At 63.0% G+C, this 22,026-nt stretch carries 19 protein-coding genes, 2 tRNA genes and 3 pseudogenes; 13 read left to right on the forward strand and 11 right to left on the reverse strand.

All coding sequences use genetic code 11. The features are described 5' to 3' along the window. Window positions 1-219: 219 nt before the first annotated feature. From rlmD to N5J71_RS08805, 4 genes are all read right to left on the reverse strand, one after another. Window positions 220-1,578, reverse strand: a complete 1,359-nt coding sequence (gene rlmD, locus N5J71_RS08790) for a 23S rRNA (uracil(1939)-C(5))-methyltransferase RlmD (RefSeq protein ID WP_279916706.1) — start codon at window positions 1,576-1,578, stop codon at window positions 220-222. Beyond that, window positions 1,578-2,483: a cysteine synthase CysM gene (gene cysM, locus N5J71_RS08795; RefSeq protein WP_279916707.1), complete on the reverse strand. Its 906-nt coding sequence runs from the start codon at window positions 2,481-2,483 to the stop codon at window positions 1,578-1,580. The genes rlmD and cysM overlap by 1 nt, the downstream gene beginning before the upstream one ends. A gap of 138 nt (window positions 2,484-2,621) precedes the next feature. Continuing rightward, the gene (locus tag N5J71_RS08800) at window positions 2,622-3,959 is read right to left on the reverse strand and encodes a sensor histidine kinase (protein ID WP_279916709.1); all 1,338 of its coding nucleotides are present in this window, start codon (window positions 3,957-3,959) and stop codon (window positions 2,622-2,624) included. Continuing rightward, window positions 3,956-4,666 (reverse strand): response regulator transcription factor, encoded by a 711-nt coding sequence (locus N5J71_RS08805; RefSeq protein ID WP_279916711.1) that lies wholly within the window; start codon window positions 4,664-4,666, stop codon window positions 3,956-3,958. The genes N5J71_RS08800 and N5J71_RS08805 overlap by 4 nt, the downstream gene beginning before the upstream one ends. Window positions 4,667-4,784: 118 nt before the next feature. On the opposite strand from N5J71_RS08805, the gene N5J71_RS08810 reads away from it, so the two are divergent. The 4 genes and pseudogenes from N5J71_RS08810 to N5J71_RS08825 all read left to right on the forward strand — a co-directional run bounded on the left by N5J71_RS08810 (window position 4,785) and on the right by N5J71_RS08825 (window position 8,780). Next, window positions 4,785-7,535 (forward strand): response regulator, encoded by a 2,751-nt coding sequence (locus N5J71_RS08810; RefSeq protein WP_108233461.1) that lies wholly within the window; start codon window positions 4,785-4,787, stop codon window positions 7,533-7,535. Window positions 7,536-7,609: 74 nt separating this feature from the next. Beyond that, window positions 7,610-7,918 (forward strand): annotated as a pseudogene (locus N5J71_RS08815) (NAD(P)-dependent oxidoreductase); the annotation flags it as partial. A 27-nt stretch (window positions 7,919-7,945) separates the two neighbouring features. Further along, the gene (locus N5J71_RS08820; RefSeq protein WP_003461765.1) at window positions 7,946-8,377 is read left to right on the forward strand and encodes a hypothetical protein; all 432 of its coding nucleotides are present in this window, start codon (window positions 7,946-7,948) and stop codon (window positions 8,375-8,377) included. A 4-nt stretch (window positions 8,378-8,381) separates the two neighbouring features. Beyond that, a complete protein-coding gene (locus tag N5J71_RS08825) occupies window positions 8,382-8,780 on the forward strand; it encodes an META domain-containing protein (RefSeq protein WP_003461768.1) in 399 nt (132 codons plus the stop codon). A gap of 197 nt (window positions 8,781-8,977) precedes the next feature. On the opposite strand, the gene dinB is transcribed toward N5J71_RS08825, so the two are convergent. Further along, window positions 8,978-10,063: a DNA polymerase IV gene (gene dinB, locus N5J71_RS08830; RefSeq protein ID WP_074860608.1), complete on the reverse strand. Its 1,086-nt coding sequence runs from the start codon at window positions 10,061-10,063 to the stop codon at window positions 8,978-8,980. Window positions 10,064-10,164: 101 nt separating this feature from the next. Here dinB and N5J71_RS08835 point away from each other — a divergent pair, with 101 nt between their 5' ends. Beyond that, window positions 10,165-10,713 (forward strand): ABC transporter ATP-binding protein, encoded by a 549-nt coding sequence (locus N5J71_RS08835; protein ID WP_241197971.1) that lies wholly within the window; start codon window positions 10,165-10,167, stop codon window positions 10,711-10,713. A gap of 34 nt (window positions 10,714-10,747) precedes the next feature. Here the strand turns inward: N5J71_RS08835 and N5J71_RS08840 are convergent. Beyond that, window positions 10,748-11,230: pseudogene (locus tag N5J71_RS08840) on the reverse strand (helicase-related protein); the annotation flags it as partial. A gap of 166 nt (window positions 11,231-11,396) precedes the next feature. On the opposite strand from N5J71_RS08840, the gene N5J71_RS08845 reads away from it, so the two are divergent. The 7 genes from N5J71_RS08845 (at window position 11,397) to tsaA (ending at window position 15,550) form a co-directional block, all read left to right on the forward strand. Beyond that, window positions 11,397-11,473 (forward strand) — tRNA-Met (locus N5J71_RS08845). Between the two features lie 116 nt (window positions 11,474-11,589). Then, a tRNA-Met gene (locus tag N5J71_RS08850) sits at window positions 11,590-11,666 on the forward strand. A 137-nt stretch (window positions 11,667-11,803) separates the two neighbouring features. Continuing rightward, window positions 11,804-12,352 carry a cytochrome b gene (locus N5J71_RS08855; protein WP_279916714.1) on the forward strand — a complete coding sequence of 183 codons (549 nt, stop codon included), beginning with the start codon at window positions 11,804-11,806 and terminating at the stop codon, window positions 12,350-12,352. A gap of 97 nt (window positions 12,353-12,449) precedes the next feature. Next, window positions 12,450-13,772, forward strand: coding sequence for a 30S ribosomal protein S12 methylthiotransferase RimO (rimO, locus tag N5J71_RS08860; protein WP_279916715.1), 1,323 nt, complete (start codon window positions 12,450-12,452; stop codon window positions 13,770-13,772). 102 nt (window positions 13,773-13,874) lie between these two features. Continuing rightward, window positions 13,875-14,585: an rRNA pseudouridine synthase gene (locus tag N5J71_RS08865; RefSeq protein ID WP_279916716.1), complete on the forward strand. Its 711-nt coding sequence runs from the start codon at window positions 13,875-13,877 to the stop codon at window positions 14,583-14,585. 43 nt (window positions 14,586-14,628) lie between these two features. After that, the gene (locus N5J71_RS08870; RefSeq protein WP_021490093.1) at window positions 14,629-14,835 is read left to right on the forward strand and encodes a hypothetical protein; all 207 of its coding nucleotides are present in this window, start codon (window positions 14,629-14,631) and stop codon (window positions 14,833-14,835) included. Between the two features lie 10 nt (window positions 14,836-14,845). Continuing rightward, complete coding sequence (gene tsaA, locus N5J71_RS08875) at window positions 14,846-15,550, forward strand: tRNA (N6-threonylcarbamoyladenosine(37)-N6)-methyltransferase TrmO (RefSeq protein WP_039964795.1); 705 nt, start codon at window positions 14,846-14,848, stop codon at window positions 15,548-15,550. 48 nt (window positions 15,551-15,598) lie between these two features. Here tsaA and N5J71_RS08880 read toward each other — a convergent pair. After that, window positions 15,599-15,903 (reverse strand): annotated as a pseudogene (locus N5J71_RS08880) (putative quinol monooxygenase). Between the two features lies 1 nt (window position 15,904). On the opposite strand from N5J71_RS08880, the gene N5J71_RS08885 reads away from it, so the two are divergent. After that, complete coding sequence (locus tag N5J71_RS08885) at window positions 15,905-16,366, forward strand: VOC family protein (RefSeq protein WP_279916722.1); 462 nt, start codon at window positions 15,905-15,907, stop codon at window positions 16,364-16,366. A 144-nt stretch (window positions 16,367-16,510) separates the two neighbouring features. On the opposite strand, the gene N5J71_RS08890 is transcribed toward N5J71_RS08885, so the two are convergent. The 4 genes from N5J71_RS08890 to N5J71_RS08905 all read right to left on the reverse strand — a co-directional run. Then, window positions 16,511-18,463, reverse strand: coding sequence for a methyl-accepting chemotaxis protein (locus N5J71_RS08890; RefSeq protein WP_206408961.1), 1,953 nt, complete (start codon window positions 18,461-18,463; stop codon window positions 16,511-16,513). Between the two features lie 289 nt (window positions 18,464-18,752). Next, window positions 18,753-20,213, reverse strand: coding sequence for a sodium-dependent transporter (locus N5J71_RS08895; protein ID WP_003461797.1), 1,461 nt, complete (start codon window positions 20,211-20,213; stop codon window positions 18,753-18,755). Between the two features lie 89 nt (window positions 20,214-20,302). Beyond that, window positions 20,303-20,953, reverse strand: coding sequence for a maleylacetoacetate isomerase (gene maiA, locus N5J71_RS08900; protein ID WP_279916718.1), 651 nt, complete (start codon window positions 20,951-20,953; stop codon window positions 20,303-20,305). A gap of 90 nt (window positions 20,954-21,043) precedes the next feature. Continuing rightward, window positions 21,044-22,026: fumarylacetoacetate hydrolase family protein (locus tag N5J71_RS08905; protein ID WP_279916719.1), on the reverse strand; the 983-nt coding region annotated here is incomplete at its 5' end.

Raw genomic sequence — 22,026 nt, forward strand, 5'->3', positions numbered from 1 at the left:
AGCCGGTCGGATTAACTGAAAGGGTGCGCGTCCTGCGCATCCCTGCGGTACCGAACGTACCGCTTTGACAGGTCGTTGAAAAACTACCTGCGTTGGCAATACTGCGTTAAAAACGGCCTCAAAATGCTCATTTAGAACACCTAAACTGCGCTTTCTCGGCCGCTTTTGCCTTGTCTTGCCCGCCTCGCCTACGTTTTTCAACGACCTGTTAGACCGAGGCTAGGGCTCGGATTTCTCGAATAGAGCCATCGCCTCGACATGCGCGGTTTGCGCAAACATGTCGAGAATCCCGGCACGGCGCAGGCGATAGCCCTGCCGCAGCAACTCGGCCGCATCACGTGCCAGCGTGGTCGGGTTGCAGGATACATAGACCAGGCGCCGCGCGCCCAGCTCGCTCATCCCACGTACCGCCTCCAGCGCGCCGTCACGCGGCGGATCGAGCAGCACAGCGGCAAACCCCCCACGCGCCCAGGTCTCGTTGACCAGCGGCTTGGACAGGTCGGCGCGATAAAAGTGCACATTGTCCAAGCCATTGTGGCGCGCGTTGTCAGCGGCCCGCTGCACCATCGCGGCGACGCCTTCCACAGCCACCACTTCGGCAGCCTGACGCGCCAGCGGCAGGGCGAAATTGCCCAGACCGCAGAACAGATCCAGTACCCGCTCGCCAGGCTGCACGCCCAACCAGTCTAGCGCCTGAGCGACCATGGCTGCGTTGACCAGACCATTGACCTGGACGAAATCACCCGGCCGATAGTCCAGTTGCAAGTGCCAGCGTTGCAACTCAAAGCCGAGCTCAGCACTCGGCTCATCAGGTAGTGGCAGCCCTTCGCCCTGCAGCCACAGCTGCGCATCATGCTCGCTGCAGAACGCGCGCAGGCGGCTCAGATCCGCCTCGGCGAGCGCTGTCGTATGGCGCAGCAACAATGCTTCGGCAGTACCGCTGAACAGTTCCACGTGCCCGACTGCCTGTGGCTTTTCCAGACTGCGCAGCAAGGCCGGCAAGGCGCTGAAAATGGGCTGCAAGGGCTGTACCAGTACCGGACATTGGTCAATGGCCACGATGTCCTGGCTGGCCTCGGCACGGAAACCGACCTGCAGCTGCCGCGCCTTGGCATCCCAGCGCACGGCAACGCGTGCGCGGCGCCGGTAACCGAGTTCGGGGCCAACCAGCGGCGCAGCCCACTCATCTGGCTGCACGCCGCCCAGGCGTGACAAGTGCTCGGCCAGCGTGCGCTGTTTCAGGGCCAACTGATCGGCATGGGGCATATGCTGCAGGTTGCAGCCGCCGCAGCGGTCAGCATGAATGCAGGGCGCCGCGCGGCGCTCGCTGCTGGCGGCGATGATGCGTTCAGCACGCGCCTCGACGGTCTGGCTGCGGGCACTGAGTACCCGCGCCTCGACCTGCTCGCCGGCCAGGGCGCCACTGACGAACCAGGTGCGCCCGCCTTCGAAGGCAATGCCGCGACCGTCACCCGCCAGGCGTTCGATGGCGAGCTTCTGCTTCTTGCCGACCGGAACCTGCGCCGCACGACTGCCGCCGCTGGGCTGAAAGCGCAGGTTGGAGCTGCGTCTGGCCATCAGTGCGCCGGTTCTTCGTAAACGCCGGTGGACAGGTAACGGTCGCCACGGTCGCAGATGATCGCCACCAGCACCGCGTTCTCCACCTGTTGCGACAGGCGCAGCATGCCGGCCACCGAACCGCCGGACGAAACGCCGCAGAAGATGCCCTCTTCCCGCGCCAGGCGCCGCATGACGTGCTCGGCCTCGGCCTGGCCCATGTCCATCACCTGATCGACCCGTTCGGCCTGATAGATCTTCGGCAGGTATTCCTGCGGCCAGCGGCGAATGCCGGGAATGGCCGAGCCTTCCTGCGGTTGCAGACCGACGATCTGGATCGCCGGGTTCTGCTCCTTGAGATAGCGCGAGGTGCCCATGATGGTGCCGGTGGTGCCCATGGAGCTGATGAAGTGGGTGATGGTTCCGCCGGTCTGGCGCCAGATTTCCGGGCCGGTGCCGTTGTAGTGCGCCTCGGGGTTGTCACCGTTGGCGAACTGATCCAGCACCTTGCCGCGCCCTTCGGCCTGCAGGCGCTCGGCCAGGTCACGGGCGCCTTCCATGCCTTCCTCCTTGCTCACCAGGATCAACTCGGCGCCGTAGGCGGTCATCGCCCACTTGCGTTCGGCGGTGGAGTTGTCCGGCATGATCAGGATCATCTTGTAGCCCTTGATCGCCGCCGCCATCGCCAGGGCAATGCCGGTGTTGCCACTGGTGGCTTCGATCAGGGTATCGCCAGGCTGGATATCGCCACGCAGCTCGGCGCGGTTGATCATCGACAGGGCTGGACGGTCCTTGACCGAACCGGCCGGGTTGTTACCTTCCAGCTTGACCAGCAGGGTGTTGCTGGTGTCGCCGCCAAGGCGTTGCAGACGTACCAGGGGGGTATTGCCGATGCAGTCGGCAATGGTGGGAAATTGCAGGGTCATGGGTCGCTCGAATCCAGACTGACGCGAAGGGGCATCATGATACGCCGAACCCGTCGCTTCATCACGCCATGATCGGTTGCAGGACGTGATCCAGCAACCGCTCCCCGGGGTCATGCGACCTTGGAGCCATGCAATGGGCTACGCACAGGGCAGTCGCAGCTTGAGCCTTAGCCCTGGCCGGGCGTTCTCCGCCCACAGATGACCGCCTTGCGTGGCAATCATGCTGCGCGCGATGGCCAGCCCGAGGCCGAAGCCGTCACCCCCGGGGCGCGCGTCACTGAGCCGGGTAAAAGGCCGGAAGATGTTTTCCAGCTCACTCTCGGCAACGCCGGGCCCCTGGTCTTCGATCCACAACACCCACTGCCCGCCTTCGCGCCGGCCGCTCAGGTGCACCACGCCGTCCGCCGGCGAGTGGCGGATGGCATTGCGCAGGATATTCTCCAGCGCTTGAGCCAGACCGTTGAGATTGCCCAGCACACGGCAGTCGTGGGGCAGCTCGCAGGGCATGCGTTCGATGGCCCAGCCGGTCTCGAAGCCGGCATTCTCCCTGATGACATCCCAGAGCCGACCGACGTCGACCTCCTCCAGCGGCAGGCTGGGGCGTTCGGTATCCAGCCAGACCAGTTCCAGGGCATCGCCAACCAGTTTTTCCATGCCCGCGACCTCGCGCGCCAGACGCTGACGCAGCGCCTCGCCGTCCTGTTCGCTCTCCCCGGCCACGCGCAGACGGGCCAGCGGCGTGCGCAGCTCATGGGACAGATCACGCAGCAGTTGGCGCTGAAAGGCTACGGTGCCGTCCAGGCGCTCAGCCATATGATCGAAGGTTCGCGCCAGCTCACCCAGCTCATCCTTGCGCCCGGTGACCTGCGCGCCGAGCCTGGCGGACAGATCGCCTGCACTGAGGGCCGCAGCCTGACGCCGGAGAATCGCCAGTGGAGCAATCAACAGGCGATACAGCAACAGCGCCACGAGCACAGCCAGCACGGCCGGCAGCACACGCTGCAGCAACGCCTCCCACAGCACGTTGTAGCGGCGCGGGTTCAGGCGCTGCGGCAGCTCCATCACCAAGCGCGCCTCGCCAGCATTGAAGGGGATATAAAAGGTCGGCGTAGCGCCGGGGCGTCCAACGGAAAAATCCAGCTTGCGCACGAAATCCAAACGCTGCGCCTGTTCGGCGCTCAGCGGTCGGGAAGACAGCGACCGCTTGTGCGCATCGACCACCACGGCCCAGATTTGCTCGCGCTCCTGCAATTGCCGGAGAAAGGCATCGACCCCGGATGCACCTTCCTCTTGCCAGGCCGTCTCCGCCTCACGGGCATAGCCCTTGAGCGTCTGCCGGGTGGGTTCGGGCAGATAGGAGGTCGCCTCGATCAGTTCACGCCCCACATCCACATGCAGGCTGACCAGCAACAGACAGAACAGGGCCAGCGCACCAGCCAGGCGCCAGAGCAGCGAGTGCCTGCCCGGCAGACTCATGCGCCGGCCCTGACCAGAACGTAGCCCTTGCCCCACACGGTATCGACGCGCGCAGCCTCGTAACCGACAGCCAGCAGTTTGCGGCGGATGTGGCTGACATGCATATCCAGGCTGCGGTCATGCTGAGCGTAAGCACGGCGCAGCGCCTGCTGATAAAGGAAAGGCTTGCTCAGTGCCTCGTCCTGGTGCCGCCAGAGCAGCTCCAGCACCCGGTATTCGCTGGGCGTCAGGCCGACCCAGTGGCCACGAAAGGCGACATCGCTGCGCCCTTCGTCGAACTGCAGGCCATTGCCCTCCAAACCTGGCTGAGGCTCACGACGCTCATAGGCGACACGGCGCAGAATGGCTTGCACCCGTACGCTCAACTCACCAAGGCTGAAGGGCTTGGGCAGGTAGTCATCGGCACCCTGACTGAAACCGGCGATGCGGTTCTGCTCGTCCCCCAGAGCCGACATCAGCAAGACCGGCACGCTGCGTTGCCGGCGCAGCCGCTGCAGAGCCTCCAGACCACTGATTCCCGGCAGCAGGATATCCATCAGAATCAGATCGAAATCCTCACGTTCAGCCAGTTGCAGGCCTTCGCTGCCGTCATGCCTGAGGGTTACATCGAACCCACAGCCCATCAGGTGCGATTGCAGATGGCAGGCAAGCAGTGGATCGTCTTCGACGGCAAGAATGCGAGCCGGGGTGCGCGTGGAGGTCAGCATGGCCAGGAACCAGAAGGCATAATGAGAACAATTCTACCTATTAAACGACAATCGCTCACCTAAAGATTCCAGCGCGCCGAATCGCTACACTGCCGGCATGTAATTAAGGAGGAAGGTCGTGTTCAAGGATCTCAGCATCAGAGGCCGCGTACTGCTGCTCACTTTGCTGCCCACCAGCTTGCTGGCGCTGGTGCTGGGCGGCTATTTCACCTGGGTACAGCTCTCGGGCCTGCAGACGCAACTGCTGCAACGCGGCGAGATGCTGGTCGAACACCTGGCACCCCTGAGCGCTCCGGCCCTGCACCAACAGGATGTGAGCAAACTCGAGCGCATAGCCCGACAGGCGCTGGAGCACCCGGATGTACGTGCGGTGGCCTTGCTCACGCCCGAACGCACGCCGCTGGCCTATGCCGGCCCGAGCATGCTCAACCTGTCACCGGCCAGCCAACCGACCCTCAACCGCATCAGCGGCCAGGACGCCACGCGCTTTCTGCTACCGATCTATGACCAACATCTGGCGCTGAGCGACGATCAGGCCGATGAAGCCAACTTCCAGTTGCTCGGCTGGGTCGAGCTGGAGCTTTCGCATCAGGGCACCTTGCTCAGCGGCTACCGCAGCCTGTTCGCCAGCCTGCTGCTGATCATCGGCGGTCTGGCCCTGACAGCCATGCTCGCCCTGCGCATGAGCCGCAGCATCATTGCCCCCTTGCACGAAATCAAAGCGGGGGTTGCCCAGCTCAAGGACGGCCACCTGCAAACCCGCCTGCCGCCGCTGGGCAGCCATGAGATGGATGAGCTGGCCGCCGGCATCAACCGCATGGCCGAGGCCCTGCAGAACGCGCAGGAAGAACTGCAGCACAGCATCGAGCTGGCCACCGAGGACGTGCGGCAGAACCTGGAAACCATCGAAATCCAGAACATCGAGCTGGACTTCGCACGCAAGGAGGCGCTGGAAGCCAGCCGTATCAAGTCCGAATTCCTGGCCAACATGAGTCACGAAATTCGCACCCCGCTCAACGGTATTCTCGGCTTCACCAACCTGCTGCAGAAAAGCGAGCTAAGCCCACGTCAGCGCGACTACCTGGCCACCATCGAAAACTCTGCCGACAACCTGCTCGGCATCATCAACGAGGTACTCGACTTCTCCAAGATCGAGGCCGGCAAACTGGTACTGGAGAGCATTCCGTTCAACCTGCGCGACCTGCTGCAGGACACCCTGACCATCCTCGCTCCCGCGGCCCATGAAAAGCGGCTGGAGCTGGTCAGCCTGGTCTACCGCGACACCCCGTTGGCTCTGCGCGGTGACCCGCTGCGCCTGAAGCAGGTACTGACCAACCTGGTCAGCAATGCGATCAAGTTCACCCACGAAGGCACCATCGTCATGCGCGCCATGGTCGAGGACGAAAGAGCCGACAGCGCGCAACTGCGTATCAGCGTGATGGACACCGGCATCGGCCTGTCGGCTGAAGACCTGCGCGCGCTATTTCAGGCCTTCAGCCAGGCTGATAACTCGCTCAGCCGCCAGGCCGGTGGCACCGGCCTCGGCCTGGTAATTTCCAAACGCCTGATCGAGCAGATGGGCGGCGAGATCGGCGTCGACAGCACCCCGGGCGAAGGCTCTGAGTTCTGGATCACCCTGACCCTGCCCAAGGCCCGCGACGACACCGAAGACCTGCCACGTGCCTCTCTACAGGGCCGCCGCGTGGCTGTGCTGGAAAGCCACGAGCTGGCGCGCAAGGCGCTGGCCCACCAACTCGAAGACTGCGGCCTGGAGGTGGAAAGCTTCGCCGATCCCGCCCAACTCTTCGATGCGGTTAACCAGCAGCAGAATCAGGAACGACCGCTGAGCCTGGCTGTGCTTGGCATCACCGCCAGCCAACTACCACCCGACAGCCTCGGCCAGCGTATCGAGGAGCTCGACCGGCTCGGCTGCAAGGCCCTGGTGCTGTGCCCGACCACCGAACTGGGGCTGTTTCACGAACGTCTGCCCGACGCTTACACGCAACTGCAAGCCAAGCCCGCCTGCACGCGCAAACTGCACAAGGCACTGGTCGAGCTGGTCAATCCGCCACGCACGAGCACCGAGCCAGTCGCCATCGGCGACACACACCGGCCACAGATTCTCTGCGTCGACGACAACCCGGCCAACCTGCTGCTGGTACAGACCCTGCTGGATGATCTCGGCGCCCAGGTCACCGCCGTGGACAGCGGCTACGCGGCTATAGAAGCGGTACAGCACGGCAGCTTCGACCTGGTGTTCATGGACGTGCAGATGCCCGGCATGGATGGCCGCGAAGCCACCGAAGCGATTCGCCAGTGGGAAAGCGAACAGGGTCGCAGCGCCACGCCAATCATCGCCCTTACTGCCCACGCGCTGGCCAACGAGAAGCGCGCCCTGCTGCAGAGCGGCATGGACGACTACCTGACCAAGCCAATCAACGAACGCCAACTGGCCCAGGTGGTGCTCAAGTGGACGGGGCTGAATCTGCGCAACCAGCCCAATCAGAGGATTGCACCGGCTGCTGCGCCGCAGTCGCAACCCAAGGTACTCGACGCCGAAGAAGGCCTGCGCCTGGCCGCAGGCAAAGCCGATCTGGCGGCGGACATGCTGAGCATGCTGCTGGCCGGTCTGCCCGGCGACCGCCAGGCCATACGCCAGGCACGCGATGCCGGCGAACGCACCGCCCTGATCGAGCGAGTGCATCGCCTGCACGGCGCCACGCGCTACTGTGGCGTACCGCAACTGCGCCTGGCCTGCCAGCGCAGCGAGACCTTGCTCAAACAGGACGACCCCGAGGCCCAGCGCGCCCTGGACGAACTGGACGCCGCAATCGCGCGCCTGACCGAAGCGGCGGCACAAAGCGCCTGAGGAACTGCCATGCGTATCTGCCTGTTCAGCAGCAAGGGCTACGACCGTGTGTCGTTCCTGGCCGCCAACGACACCTCAACACCGGCCGCGGCGCGCTGGTCGACGCGCCGGCACTGATCAAGGCGCTGAAAAGCAGCCAGCTCGGCTACCTGGGCCTGGACGTCTACGAAGAAGAGTCGGAACTGTTCTTCAAGGATCATTCCGACCTGCCGCTGCAGGACGATACTCTGGCCCGCCTGCTGAGCTTTCCCAACGTCATCGTCACCGCGCACCAGGCTTTTCTCACCCACGAAGCACTCGATGCCATCGCCCGCACGACACTGGACAACATCGCGGCCTGGCTCACCGGGCAGCCAAGCAATGAGGTCAAGGCCGGTGCGTGATAGCATGCCGGCTGATCCGGAGGACCCATGGCCGAACACGATTTCCGTTATTCCCTGCTCAACCCGCAACACACCCTCACCGAATGCCGCGCACTGGCGCCGGGCCGCTACCAGGTCACCGGCAACGGCGGTTCGATCCAGGCCAATGACGTGCTGCTGGTCACCCTCAAGGGCAGTCGCGACCTGCACATGCGCCTGGAAGTGGAGAAGGTTCGCCACCTGATCAACCCGCCCGGCCAATGGCTGGCCGTGTGCAAGGGCCCGCAGTTCAAGGAGCTGGCCATCCATAACTGGCAGGTGAACTGCGACAGCTGCGGCAAACAGCTGGATTTCGAATTCGCCGTCGATGCCGCGCTCGGCAAAGCCGCGCAAGCACCAGCCGCTGAAGCTCGTATCGCCGAGCTTGGCTGGCGCAACGACGCTGGCCGACACCTATGCCGTACCTGCCAGGAGGCCTGACACCATGTACCGCGCCCTGCCCCTCGCCCTGCTCACCGCCACCTTGGTCGGCTGTGCCAGCGACGCACCGCAGCTGGAAACCGAACGCAGCTACCGCGTGGAATGGATCGGTGAACGGCCGTTGATCGACCGCAGCCACCTGACCATTACCTTCGCTGCCGACGGCCGCGCCCATGGCAATGCCGGCTGCAACCACTGGTTCGCCGGCTATACGCTCAAGGGTCAGGCGCTCAGCTTCGACCCAGCCGGCAGCACCCGCAAGCTGTGCGCCCCCGCCCTCATGGAGCAGGAACAACGCTTCCTCGCGGCGTTGGAGGAAGTGCAGCGCTGGGACTTCAACGCCATCGGCCAGCTGCAACTGTGGCCGGCCAGCGGCAAGCCAATTCGCCTCTGGGCAGAATGACACGACGCTCGCCCTGCAGGACGCACACTGTCCTGTAGGAGCGGCGCCCCGCCGCGAACACCGGCGCTATCGGATCGCAAGGCTTCGCCCCGAGGCGGGGCTCCTACAAACAGCCGCTTTGCAGGTACTTGCATGCGTAGCACGGATGCAATCCGGGTTCAGGCTCAAGAACACCCCGGATTTCATCCGTATATGGGCTACGCAAACAGCTCCAATTGCTCCTGTCGCCCGCGCAGATCATGCAGCCTGACGCCCACCCCGAGCAGGCGCACCGGCTTGTCACCACGGGCGAAAGCGTTGCTCAGCAATAGCCGGTAACTGTCCAGGTCGCGACTGGCGCCCGCCTGCTCCAGGGTGGTCTGGGTGAAATCATGAAACTTCACTTTGACGAAAGGCTTGTCCGGTCGATAGCTGGCGTCCAGACGCTGCAGGCGGCCGTTCATCTCCTCGAGCAGTGCCGGCAGTTTCTCCAGGCAGCTCTGCAGATCCGGCAGATCCTGATCGTAGGTGTGCTCCACGCTCAACGACTGGCGACGGCTGTCCACCTTCACTGCGCGCTCATCGATACCATGCGCCAGGCGCCACAAGCGCTCACCGAAACTGCCGAATTCGCGCACCAGCGCCAGCTTGTTCCAGTCGCGCAGATCCAGACAGGTGCGAATGCCTAAGCGCGCCAGCTTGTCCGCCGTGACCTTGCCGACGCCATGCAGCTTGTTCACCGGCAACTGCGCCACGAAATCGTCGACCTGATCCGGGGTAATCACGAACAACCCGTTGGGTTTGCGCCAGTCGCTGGCGATCTTGGCCAGGAACTTGTTCGGCGCGACGCCAGCCGACACGGTGATGTGCAGCTCCTGCACCACACGACGGCGAATTTCCTGGGCGATGCGCGTGGCGCTGCCGGCAAAATGCGCCGAGTCGCTGACATCCAGATAGGCCTCGTCCAACGACAGCGGCTCGATCAGGTCGGTGAACTGACGAAAGATGCCGTGAATGTCACGCGAGACCGAGCGGTACACCTCGAAGCGCGGTTTGACGATCAACAGATCCGGGCACAGCTTCAGCGCATGCCGCGACGCCATCGCCGAACGCACGCCATAGGCGCGCGCCTCATAATTGCAGGTAGCGATCACCCCACGTCGGTCCGCCGAACCGCCGACTGCCAGCGGGCGATTGGCCAGGCTCGGGTCGTCACGCATCTCGATGGCGGCGTAGAAGCAGTCGCAGTCGACGTGGATGATCTTTCTTTGGCGGGTAAGCGGTTGATTATTCAATGGTTTCATTAGGGTTTGCGGATTTGATACCCGCTCTGATACCCGCTTTTTCGTTCACTGCGAAATAGCAGGTAACCGACTATCAACCGACCCCAATATAGGTGCCGACTATGTTCGGTTCTCTTAATTATACCCTCACGACCACCAGCTCTCCAGATTCGCATCTCTACACGCACCTCGCGCCGTTCAGGTTGTACACCGCTGATTTGATCGTCAAACCAAACTGCGCGCGTGCCAATCCGATGCTGCGGATCGTCTTGCCGCCCACGGTGCTGGAAAACGTGTTGATGCCGCTCATGCTGACTACTGGAAAACCTATAACGGAACAGCGTCGGCGGGCCATCGATCTGTTGTCGCGTGTGGGCCTGCAAGGCATGGAAAAACGCAAGCCAGATCAGCTCTCCGGCGGGCAGCAGCAGCGAGTTGCGGTCGCCCGAGCACTGATAACCCGTCCTGCCTTGTTGCTGGTCGACGAGCCAACCGGCAACCTCGACAGCAAATCGGCCGCAGAGGTCTTTCAGTTGTTCCGTCAGTTCAACCGCGAGTTCGGCTGCGCTGTGCTGCTGGTCACCCACGACTTGCGCCTGTCTGATCAGTGTGATCGTGTCATCTCTCTCGCAGATGGCTACATAGAGATCGATATGGCTCGGCAGGGGTGAATTGTTCGATTAAGCATCAGAGCCTGTGTCCCAATCAAAGCCCCATCGATTGCATCATCTCACTTTCACTAACCGCCTCTGGTGTCACTACCGCGTCTTTAAGCATCAGCTTTCCGCGCAATAAGCGGTCAAGGTGCACATCGAATGAATCAAACTGGGGGTGGATGACGGCAGGCAGATGGATGAACACGGGCTTGGTTTGGCCGATCCGGTAAACCCGATCAGACGCTTGCGCTTCTTTAGCCGGGTTCCAATGACGCTCTAAATGCACCACATGGTTGGCCCCAATCACCGTCAAACCGACACCAGCGGCTACTGGCGACATGATCAGGATGTTGAAGCCACTTTTCGCTTCAAACTCGGCAATTAGCTTCTTGCGCGTCATATCCTCGGCGCGAGTCGCCACAGCCTGGGTGTCACCATTGATCACCGCTACATTCAGGTCATAGATCTGATCCAGCCAGAGCTTGAGGACTCGTTGCAGGCGCTTTGTCATCATGAACAGGATGACCTTATCAAACATGGATTATCTTGCGCACAACACCCTCGGAAGCCTCGTCCAGCCTGGCCTGGAGCCAGGAAGTCTAACAGTTGTTTGACGCTAAGCACCTGAGTTGAAAACACTTTTCTTGAAAATAGCGGTTGACAGCCCAGCTTCTGGCTGTAGAATGCCGACCCACAGACGCGGGATGGAGCAGTCTGGTAGCTCGTCGGGCTCATAACCCGAAGGTCGTAGGTTCAAATCCTGCTCCCGCAACCAGCTTCACGAAAAGGCCACTCAATCGAGTGGCCTTTTTGCTTTGACGGAAAATTAATTTTTTCGATCAAAAGAAACAAATCGATTGACAACATATTAAGTAAGCGTAGAATGGCCGACGCGGGATGGAGCAGTCTGGTAGCTCGTCGGGCTCATAACCCGAAGGTCGTAGGTTCAAATCCTGCTCCCGCAACCACCTTCAGATAAAGGCCACTCAATCGAGTGGCCTTTATCGTTTCCGAGCGTTGATCTTCCTCAGTTCTCCTTAAGCCAAGCGCTCCTATGCTTGACGTACCTGCCGCAGATGCAGGACATCGACCGAGGAAAGCTTGTATGAATTGGAAGAACACCCCACCCCGCTATGGAAGCCTCTCCATCGGCCTGCACTGGCTGATGCTGATCCTGATCGCGGCGGTTTACGCCTGTATCGAACTCAAGGGCAATTTCCCCAAGGGTAGCGATACCCGCGAACTGCTCAAGCAATGGCACTTCATGCTCGGCCTGAGCGTCTTCGCACTGGTCTGGCTGCGCCTGCTGGCCCGCGCACTCAGCCCTACCCCAGCCATAGAGCCGCCGCTGCCGACCTGGCAAGCCCTGCCTGCCAAACTGATGCACCTGGCACTCTATGCACTGATGATTGGCGCGCCGCTGGCCGGCTGGCTGATCCTCAGCGCCGCTGGCAAGCCCATCCCCTTCTTCGGCCTGGAGCTGCCCGCGATGATCGGCCCGGACAAGGAACTGGCCGGACAGATCAAGGAACTGCACGAGCTGGCCGGCACCGCCGGTTATTGGCTGATCGGCCTGCACGCCATTGCCGGCCTGTACCACCATTACGTGGCGCGCGATAACACCCTGACGCGCATGTTGCCGGGGCGTAATTGAGGTGAAGGCGCCTCTGGTCAAGCGCACGAAGCGCCGCTAGAATTGCGCACTTTTTGATCAGAGGCGCCACTCAGGCGCCCGTTAGAGGTTAGCCCGCATGTCCACCGCCACCCCGAAAGTCGGATTCGTCAGCCTTGGCTGCCCGAAAGCAACCGTCGACTCCGAACGCATCCTGACCCAACTGCGTATGGAAGGTTACGAGATCGTACCGACCTACCAGGATGCCGACGTGGTGGTGGTCAATACCTGTGGCTTCATCGACAGTGCCAAGGCCGAGTCGCTGGACGCCATCGGTGAGGCGCTGGCGGAGAACGGCAAGGTGATCGTCACCGGCTGCATGGGCGTGGCCGAAGACAGCATCCGCAACGTGCACCCCAGCGTGCTGGCGGTGACCGGTCCACAGCAGTACGAGCAGGTGGTCAATGCCGTACACGAAGTCATCCCGCCGAAAACCGAGCACAATCCGCTGATCGACCTGGTGCCGCCACAAGGCATCAAGCTGACCCCGCGTCACTACGCCTACCTGAAGATTTCCGAAGGCTGCAACCATACCTGCAGCTTCTGCATCATCCCGTCCATGCGCGGCAAGCTGGTCAGCCGTCCGGTGGGCGACGTGCTCAGCGAAGCCGAGCGCCTGGTCAAGGCCGGCGTCAAGGAGCTGCTGGTAATCAGTCAGGACACCAGCGCCTACGGCGTCGACATGAAGTACAAGCTGGACTTCTGGAACGGCCAGCCGGTGAAGACGCGCATGCTCGAGCTGTGCGAAGCGCTATCGTCGATGGGCGTGTGGGTGCGCCTGCACTACGTCTACCCCTACCCCAACGTCGACGACGTGATCCCGCTGATGGCCGCCGGCAAGCTGTTGCCGTACCTGGACATCCCTTTCCAGCACGCCAGCCCGAAAGTGCTCAAGTCGATGAAGCGCCCGGCCTTCGAAGACAAGACCCTGGCGCGTATCAAGAAGTGGCGCGAGATCTGCCCGGAGCTGACCATTCGCTCCACCTTCATCGTCGGTTTCCCCGGCGAGACCGAGGAAGACTTCCAGTACCTGCTGGACTGGCTGACCGAAGCGCAGCTCGACCGCGTCGGCTGCTTCCAGTACTCGCCTGTAGAAGGCGCACCGGCCAATGACCTGGGCCTGGAAGTAGTGCCTGACGACGTCAAGCAGGAGCGCTGGGAGCGCTTCATGGCGCACCAGCAGGCCATCAGTTCTGCACGTCTGCAGGCCAAGATCGGCCTGGAGATGGACGTACTGATCGACGAAGTGGACGGCGAAGGCGCCGTGGCCCGCTCCTGGGCCGACGCCCCGGAGATCGATGGCAGCGTGTTCATCGACTCCCCCGACGTCAAGCCGGGCGACAAGGTACGCGTGCGCATCGTCGACGCCGACGAGTACGACATGTGGGGCGAGCTGGTCTGACCGACCTATCTCCTGAAAAGCCCCGCAGCATGCGGGGCTTTTTCTTTCCCGGCACCACAGCTTCTTGCCGGTACAATGACCTTCTTTTTGTCGAGCCCAGTCATGAGCGAAGCCACCCGTCTGTCCAAACGCGTCATCGAGCTGTTCGGTTGCTCGCGCCGTGAAGCCGATCTTTACATCGCAGGGGGCTGGGTGACGGTGGACGGCCAGGTGGTCGAAGCGCCGCAATTCAAGGTCGAGGATCAGCGCGTCGAGTTGCACCCCGATGCCAGCCTTAATCCCGTGGAGCCCGTCACCCTGCTGGTGCATGGCTCGACTGGCTGCAACGCCGCACAGTTGCAGCACCTGCTGGTACATGAACGCCACTGGGAACAAGACCCGCACACCCAGCGCGTCCTGCATGGCCACTTCCTGCGCCAGGAGCAGAGCCTGCCGCTGCAGACCGGTGCCAGTGGCCTGATAGTGCTCAGTCAGGACTGGCGCACGCAACGCAAGCTGCGCGAGGATGCCGCCAAACTGGAGCAGGAATACCTGGTCGAAGTAGCCGGCGAAGTGCCCGCCAGCGCACTGGAACGCCTGAAGAAAGGCTGGCTGCACAAGGGCACGCAGTTCCCGCCGTGCAAGGCCAGCTGGCAGAGCGAACAGCGCCTGCGCTTCGCGCTGAAGAATCCGGCCCCTGACCTGCTGCGGCAGATATGTACGGCGCTGGGCCTGAAGGTTCTGGGCATGAAGCGCATCCGCATCGGCGGCGTGCCCATGACCAAGTTGCCGGTCGGGCAATGGCGCTATCTGGGCGATAAGGAACGCTTCTGAGGTCGTGTTAGGCTGTGTCCGTCACGCTCTGGAGACCACCATCATGCGTACCCTACTCCTCACCGCACTGCTCGCCCTGAGCCTGCCCGGCCTCGCCGCGCCGGCACCATTCTTTCTCTGGCAGAGCAAGATCGATGGCCACCTGACCTGCGCTCAGGTCAGCCCTGGTGAAGGCTGGATTCGTTTCACCGGCCCATTCCGCGATGCCGGCTGCCGCGTGGCACACGACGCCCCCGTCAACAGACGCTAAGCAGGACGCCATGCAGCATCTGGTTTCTCCGGTCGGTATCGTTCGCTCCTGCTTCAAGGAAAAGTTCGCCATTCCTCGCCAGCCGCACCTGGCGCCCGCCGCGCGCGGCGTGCTGGAACTGCTGCCGCCCTTCGATCAGGGCGAAGCCGTGCAGGGCCTGGAACAGGTCAGCCATGTCTGGTTGCTGTTTCTCTTTCACCAGGCGCTGGAAGACAAGCCGCGCCTGAAAGTGCGCCCACCACGCCTGGGCGGTAACCAGGCGGTAGGCGTGTTCAGCACCCGCGCCACCCATCGCCCCAACGGCATCGGCCAGTCCGTGGTACGCCTGGAACGAGTGGAACCAGGCCGCCTGCACCTGTCCGGCATCGACCTGCTCGATGGCACGCCGGTGCTGGATATCAAGCCCTACGTGCCCTACGCCGACGCCGTGGCCGATGCCCGCAACGACATGGCCGACGCGCCACCACCCCTGATCGCGGTGGATTGGCAGAATGACGCCCTACGCCTGGCGCACCAGCACGCGCAACGCCTGAACGAGCCGCTGGTGGAGCTGATCGAGCAGTGCCTGGCGCAGGATCCGCGCCCGGCCTACCAGCAGCCGCAGCCGGAGCGCCGCTATGGTGCGCGCTTCTGGGATCTGGACGTGCACTGGCACTACCCCGAGCCAGGGCTTATCCGGGTGCTGGATATGCAGATAGCACAGAGCACGGCCTGACCGAGCCAAGCCTTCGCAGCGGCCAGTGGTGCAACGGGCAGCCTCACTTCAGCGCGATGGATTGAGCGCCAGCATATCGGCTTCGATAGTCTCCTGACGCTCGATCAGTGGTTCCACCAGCAGCCGGCATGCGCGGTTCGCGTATGCGCCTCGAAAGCCGCCTCGTCGACGTACACCTCGTTCAGCCACACCTGGTCGGGATCACTGCGATCACGCATCACGTCGAAGGTCAGGCAGCCCGGTTCATCGCGTAGCGAAGCGGCGGCGTTGACGTGCACGGCATCCATGAACGCCGCGAAACTGCCGGGCTTGAGTTGGGTCTTGAGCAATAGCCCGCACACGGCAATCCCCATTATGTTTTATATTTTAATAATAATTGTATACATATTTGAGTGTAAAAAAATTGAGCGCCCATCGCGCCTCAATGGCCTGCGCCATCTGGTCCTGCTGGTACCCAACCTGGAAGCGTGCGAGCGTTTCTACGTGGACGTGCTGGGCATGCAGTTGCTGCACCGCGCCAACGAGGACCTGGTCTACCTGACCTGCGGCAACGACAACCTGTCGCTCGGCCGCGCTTATGCCGAGAGCCACGGTGTGGCGCTGGTGGATCATTACGGCTTCATCGTCGACAGCGTCGAGGAACTGGACGCCTGGTACCAGTACCTCAAGGCACAAGGGGTGACGCTGCTGGATCGGCCCTTCGACCATGGCGACGGCGCGCGCAGCTTTCATCTGCTGGAGCCAGCGGGCAACAAGGTCCAGCCGCTCTATCATCCTGCGATCTCGGGCCAGCGCTTCAGTCCGGCCCGAACCTGAACATGTGGGAGCGAGCTTTGTAGGGCGTACTCGCGAAGCAGTACGCCGTTAGGACTTTTGCCGCGCCGAAGACGGCGGACTGTTCGCTGACGCTCCTGAGTCCGCCCTACGCCCGCCCGCGCCCGATGTCCCGGTTCGTCCGAATCAGGTGCGGAACTGGCGCACCAACTCCTGCAGCTCGACGCCCAAACGCGCCAGCTCGGCACTGGAGGCTGCAGTCTGTTCCGTGGCGGTAGCGCTCTGCTCGCCGATATCGCGCACACGGGTGACGCTCTCGTTGATCGCCTCGGCCACAGCGCTCTGCTCCTCGGCAGCGGCGGCGATCTGCTGGTTCATCTGCTCGATGGTACTCACCGCCTGGGTGATGCGCCCCAGCGCGTCTCCAGCCTCGCCCGCCAGTTCGACGGTGCGCCGGGTCAGGTCGCGGCTGCTGTCCATCTGCTGCACGGCGCCCTTGGCCATGCGCTGCAGGCCGGCGATCAGGCTCTCGATCTCTTCGGTGCTGTCCTGGGCACGCTTGGCCAGCGCGCGTACTTCATCGGCGACCACGGCAAAACCACGGCCCTGCTCACCTGCACGCGCCGCCTCGATAGCGGCGTTGAGCGCCAGCAGGTTGGTCTGCTCGGCGACGTTGCGAATCACTTCCAGCACACTGCCGATACGCGCGCTTTCCTGATTCAGGTCGGCGATGGCCTTGGCGGACTGCTCCACTTCGCTGGCCAGACTGTCGATCTGATCCACCGCCTGCTGCACCACGCGATTACCCTGCTGCGCTTCCAGATCCGCATCACGCGCCGCTAGCGAGGCCTGCTCGGCGTTCTGTGCCACTTCCTGCACGGTCGCAGCCATCTGGTGCATGGCGGTGGCGGTCTGCTCGGTTTCCAGTTTCTGCGCCTGCACCCCGGCGCTGGTCTGCGCGGTGACCGCCGACAATTGCTCGGCAGCCGCCGCGATCTGCCCGACACCCCCACCAATGCGTCCGACCAGGGTGCGCAGGCTGAGGGTCATGTCCTGCATGGCGGCCAGCAACTGGCCCACTTCGTCGCGGCGATCCTGCGGGATGTTCTGGCTGAGATCGCCTGCGGCGATGCGTTGGGCGAATGTCACGGTCTGGCGCAGCGGTACGACGATCAAGCGGGTGATCAGCAACGCCGCGCACAGGCCCAGCACCACTGCGGCCGCACCCATGATGCCGAGCATCACCAGCGAGCGCTGGCTGTCGTCGAGCATGCTCTGCTCGGCCGCCGCCTGGGCCGCTTCGGCCAGGTTCACCACCGAGCGCGCACGTTCGATCATGGCCTTCTCAGTGGCCAGATTCTGCTCGCGCAGTTGCTGGTAATAGTGGAAGGAACGCTGGTAGAAGGTCAGCGCCTGCAGCGCGGTGTCAATGGCGCCTTTCTGGTCGTCGTTGAGCCATACCATCAGGCTGCGAGCCACGGTTTGCAGGTCTTCGCTGACGTATTCCCATTCCTCCAGCGCCTCAGCCGAACCGTCGATGATGTACAGGCTTTCATGGTCACGCAGATCGAGCATGCGTTTGCTCAGACCGGATGCGGCTTCCGCCAGGGTCAGCGGATCACTGCCGCGCAGGCGGTCGCCCTGCAGACGCAGTTCACGTACCGCGTCGTACATGTCCAGCTCGATCACCTCGAACTGGTCGCGCGCCTCGTCAGCGGCCCTGCGCATGTCCTGCCGCGCTTCGCGCGCCTTGTTCTGCTGCTCGACATAGTTGTCGAACTGCTTGAGGTACTCGGCCACGGCCTGCTGCATGGTCTGATTGCGCGAGCTGGCGCCAGAACTGTCCTGGGCGAGCTTTTCCAGCAGTGTCTGCACCTTGAGCAAACTGGCCCGCACGAGCTCGGCACTCTGCGGGGTCTGCTCGATGGCGAAGCTGCGCTCCAGGCTACGCGCCTGAAGAATCTCCTGGTTGACCTGTGCCAGCTGGCCGACCTGGGCATGTCCTTGCAGCACTGCCTGTACAGCGAGAAAGCCGCTGCCGGTCATGGCTGCAGTGAACAGCAATACCAGACCGAAGCCGATGAATAACTTCTTGCCGACGGCAAGGTTGGCGAATAGGCGTGCGGCAGGTTCAAACATAGGGGACAACTCCAGGTTCTTCTTATAAAGCCACGTCTCATGAACGCGGCCTGGTCGGAAGGCAACGCAACTGCTGTGCCAAATCGAACCCCATATATCGGCAGCAAAGGCGCCCAGCTTGAGTACTGGCAATTCGCCAAGTGGTTTTGTTAAGCATAGCCCCTGAAAAGCAGGCATCTGGCCATGCTCGGCAACTATCCGCTTATTGGCGCCGATTTACTGGCGATTTTTCGCCGACAAAAAAGGCGCAGCCCCTCACGGAGCTGCGCCTCGGTCTGTGATCAACGACTCAGCGGCCAGTCAGTACCGGCATCACTCGTGGCCGCAGCAATTCGCCGGCCACAGCCAGCAGACCGATGGCACCGGCAATCCAGTACCACTGCGCGATTGGGTCGAACAGCAGCCAGCCCAGTGCATGCAGGAACACCACCATGATCAGCACCGGGCTGACGTAGCGCACCATGAACAACCAGAGCGCGTAGCCGGCCGGCGGCAGGCCCAGCTCGTCACGCATGATTTCGCCGCGCAGCGCGTAGCCGGCGAGCACCACCATGAAGATACCGCCCAGCGGCATCATCCAGCGCGAAGTGAGGTAGTCCAGCCAGTCGAAGAAGTTCTTGCCCAGCGGCGTCCAGCCCGCCAGCAGGTTGAACGACAGCATCGCCAGCAGGCTGATCACCAGCAGCACAGCACCGGAGCCGGCAGCAGCCTTGATCCGGCTAACGCCATGTTTCTCGTTGAGGTAGGCCACCAGTGCCTCGATCATCGAGATGGCCGAGGTCAACGCGGCGACCGACACCATGGCAAAGAACAGCACGCCAAACACGGTGCCGAACGGCATCTGCTGGAAGGCCAGCGGCAGGCTCATGAAGATCAGCCCAGGCCCGGCGCTGGGGCTCATGCCGTTGGCGAAGATGATCGGGAAGATCGCCAGCCCCGCCAGCAGCGCCACGCAGGTATCACAGACCACCACCATGAAGGTGGTGCGGGTAATCGACTGGCCGTCGGGAATGTAGGAGCCGTAGGTCAGAATCGCCCCGGAGGCCAGGCTCAGGGTGAAGAAGGCATGCCCCAGCGCCGCCAGCAGCGCCTCGCCGGTGATTTTCGAGGCATCGAAATGGAACAGGAAATCGAAACCGGCCTTGAAACTACCGCTGGTAAAGGCATAGCCGACCAACACCAGCAGCATTACCGCCAGGCCCGGCATCATCCAGCGAAAGGCTTTTTCGACTCCAGCCTGCACGCCTTTGCCGACGATCCACAGGGTCAGCAGCGCCACCAGCACGCTCCAGCCGCCCAATTGCCAGGGATTGGCGTTATGCGCCTCGAACACACCACCGAGCTGCTCGACGCTGGTGGCAGCCAGCGATCCGTCGAGCATCTTCCAGGTGTAAGCGAAGGCCCAGCCGGCGACGACCACGTAGAAACACAGGATCATGAAGCCGGCGAGCATGGCCATGCCGCCCACCGCTTTCCACAACGGGTTGCCATTGTTCTCGCGCACCACGCGGCCAATGGCGTCGATGGGGCTGCCACGGCCACGGCGGCCAATGGCGATCTCGGTCATCATCACCGGAATGCCGATGGCCAGGATGCACGCCAGGTACATCAGCACGAAGGCACCACCACCGTATTCGCCGGTGATGTAGGGGAATTTCCAGATATTGCCCAGCCCGACGGCCGAGCCGGTTGCAGCGAGGAGGAAACCCCAGCGCGAGAGCCAGAGGTTCTTCGGTTTTTCACGGGTCATGCGTCACCTGTTTGTTTTTATCTGTGACGGAATCGGACCCGCCACGCTTGTGGCGCAGCGGAATGCAAGGCTTGGTGAAGCCGGGGATGTCACTGGGCGTCGGCTTGTACCTCCGGTGTGGCCAGTTGGAAGGCCTCCAGGGGTTCACAGCGCGCCGCCATGGCGACAATGCGTGGGTACGCGGCAAGGTCACAGTTAAAACGCCGCGCATTATACAGCTGCGGAATCAGGCAGGCTTCCAGATATCCAGGCCGCTCGCCGAGCGACAGGCGCCCGTCGAACGCGGCCAGGCCCTCCTCCACGGCGGCCAGACCGAGTGCGACCCAGTGCCGGTACCAGGTGCTTTTCGCCTCATCGGCGACGCCCAGTTCGCTGGACAGGTACTGCAGCACGCGCAGGTTGTTCAGCGGATGCACATCGCAGGCGATATGCAGCGCCAGCGCCCGCACCTGCGCACGCTCGGCCGGGTCGGCCGGCAGCAGCGCCGGCACCGGGAAGATCTCTTCGAGGTATTCGATGATCGCCAGCGACTGGGCGATGCGCACGCCGCCGTTCTCCTCGTCCACCAGCAGCGGCAGCAACTGCTGCGGGTTCAGCGCGCGGTAGTCGGCGCCGTGCTGCTGGCCGCCATCCTTGACCAGGTGCACCGGCACCTGCTGGTAAGCCAGGCCCTTGAGGTTCAGGGCGATACGCACGCGGTAGGCGGCGCTGGAGCGCCAGTAGCCGTAGAGTTTCAGCATCTCGACGCGTCCTGTAGGAGCCAGCTTGCTGGCGATCCGCTCTGCGCCAAGGCATCGCCGGCAAGCCGGCTCCTACCAATGAGACTGGCATCAGTGCTCATAGCGTTCCACCACCTGGTCGATGGCGCCGAAAATGCTCTGCCCGGCGGCGTCGAACATCTCGATGCGCACCCGGTCGCCGAATTTGAGAAACGGCGTCTTCGCCTCGCCCGATTCGACGATTTCCAGCATGCGCTTTTCCGCCAGGCAGCTGGATCCGGCGCTGCGGTCGTAGTTGGACACGGTGCCCGAACCGATGATGGTACCGGCGCCCAGCGGACGGGTCTTGGCGGCGTGGGCGACCAGGGTCGGGAAGTTGAAGGTCATGTCCACGCCGGCATCCGGCTGGCCGAACAGCGCGCCGTTGATATGCGAGACCAGCGGCCGATGCACCTTGCCGTCCTTCCAGCTTTCGCCCAGCTCGTCCGGGGTGATGGCCACCGGAGAAAAGCTCGACGACGGCTTGCTCTGGTAGAAACCGAAGCCCTTGGCCAGCTCGCCGGGGATCAGGTTGCGCAGCGACACGTCGTTGACCAGCATCAGCAGGCGGATATGGCCGGCCGCTTCGGCCGGCGTGGCGCCCATCGGCACGTCGTCGGTGATCACCGCCAGCTCCGCTTCCAGGTCGATGCCCCAGGCTTCGTCGGCCAGGCGGATCGGGCTGTGCGGTGGGATGAAAGCATCGGCACCACCCTGGTACATCAGCGGGTCGTGCCAGAAGGATTCCGGCATCTCGGCGCCACGCGCCTTGCGCACCAGTTCGACATGATTGACGTAGGCGCTGCCATCGGCCCAATGGTAGGCACGCGGCAGCGGGCTGTGACAGGCGGCCTGATCGAAGGCGAAGGCGCCCTCTTCCAAGCCGTCGTTGAGACGCTGATAGACCGCCTCCAGCTTGGGCCGGGCGACAGCCCAGTCGTCCAGCGCGGCCTGCAGGGTGATGGCGATCTGCGGCGCGAGCACGGCGCGGGTCAGATCGCGGGAAACGACGATCAGCACGCCATCGCGGCCTTGGTTCAGTGATGCGAGTTTCA

Origin of the sequence: Ectopseudomonas oleovorans (assembly GCF_029845265.1) — a bacterium.
In the GTDB taxonomy this organism is placed as follows: Bacteria; Pseudomonadota; Gammaproteobacteria; order Pseudomonadales; family Pseudomonadaceae; genus Aquipseudomonas; species Aquipseudomonas oleovorans.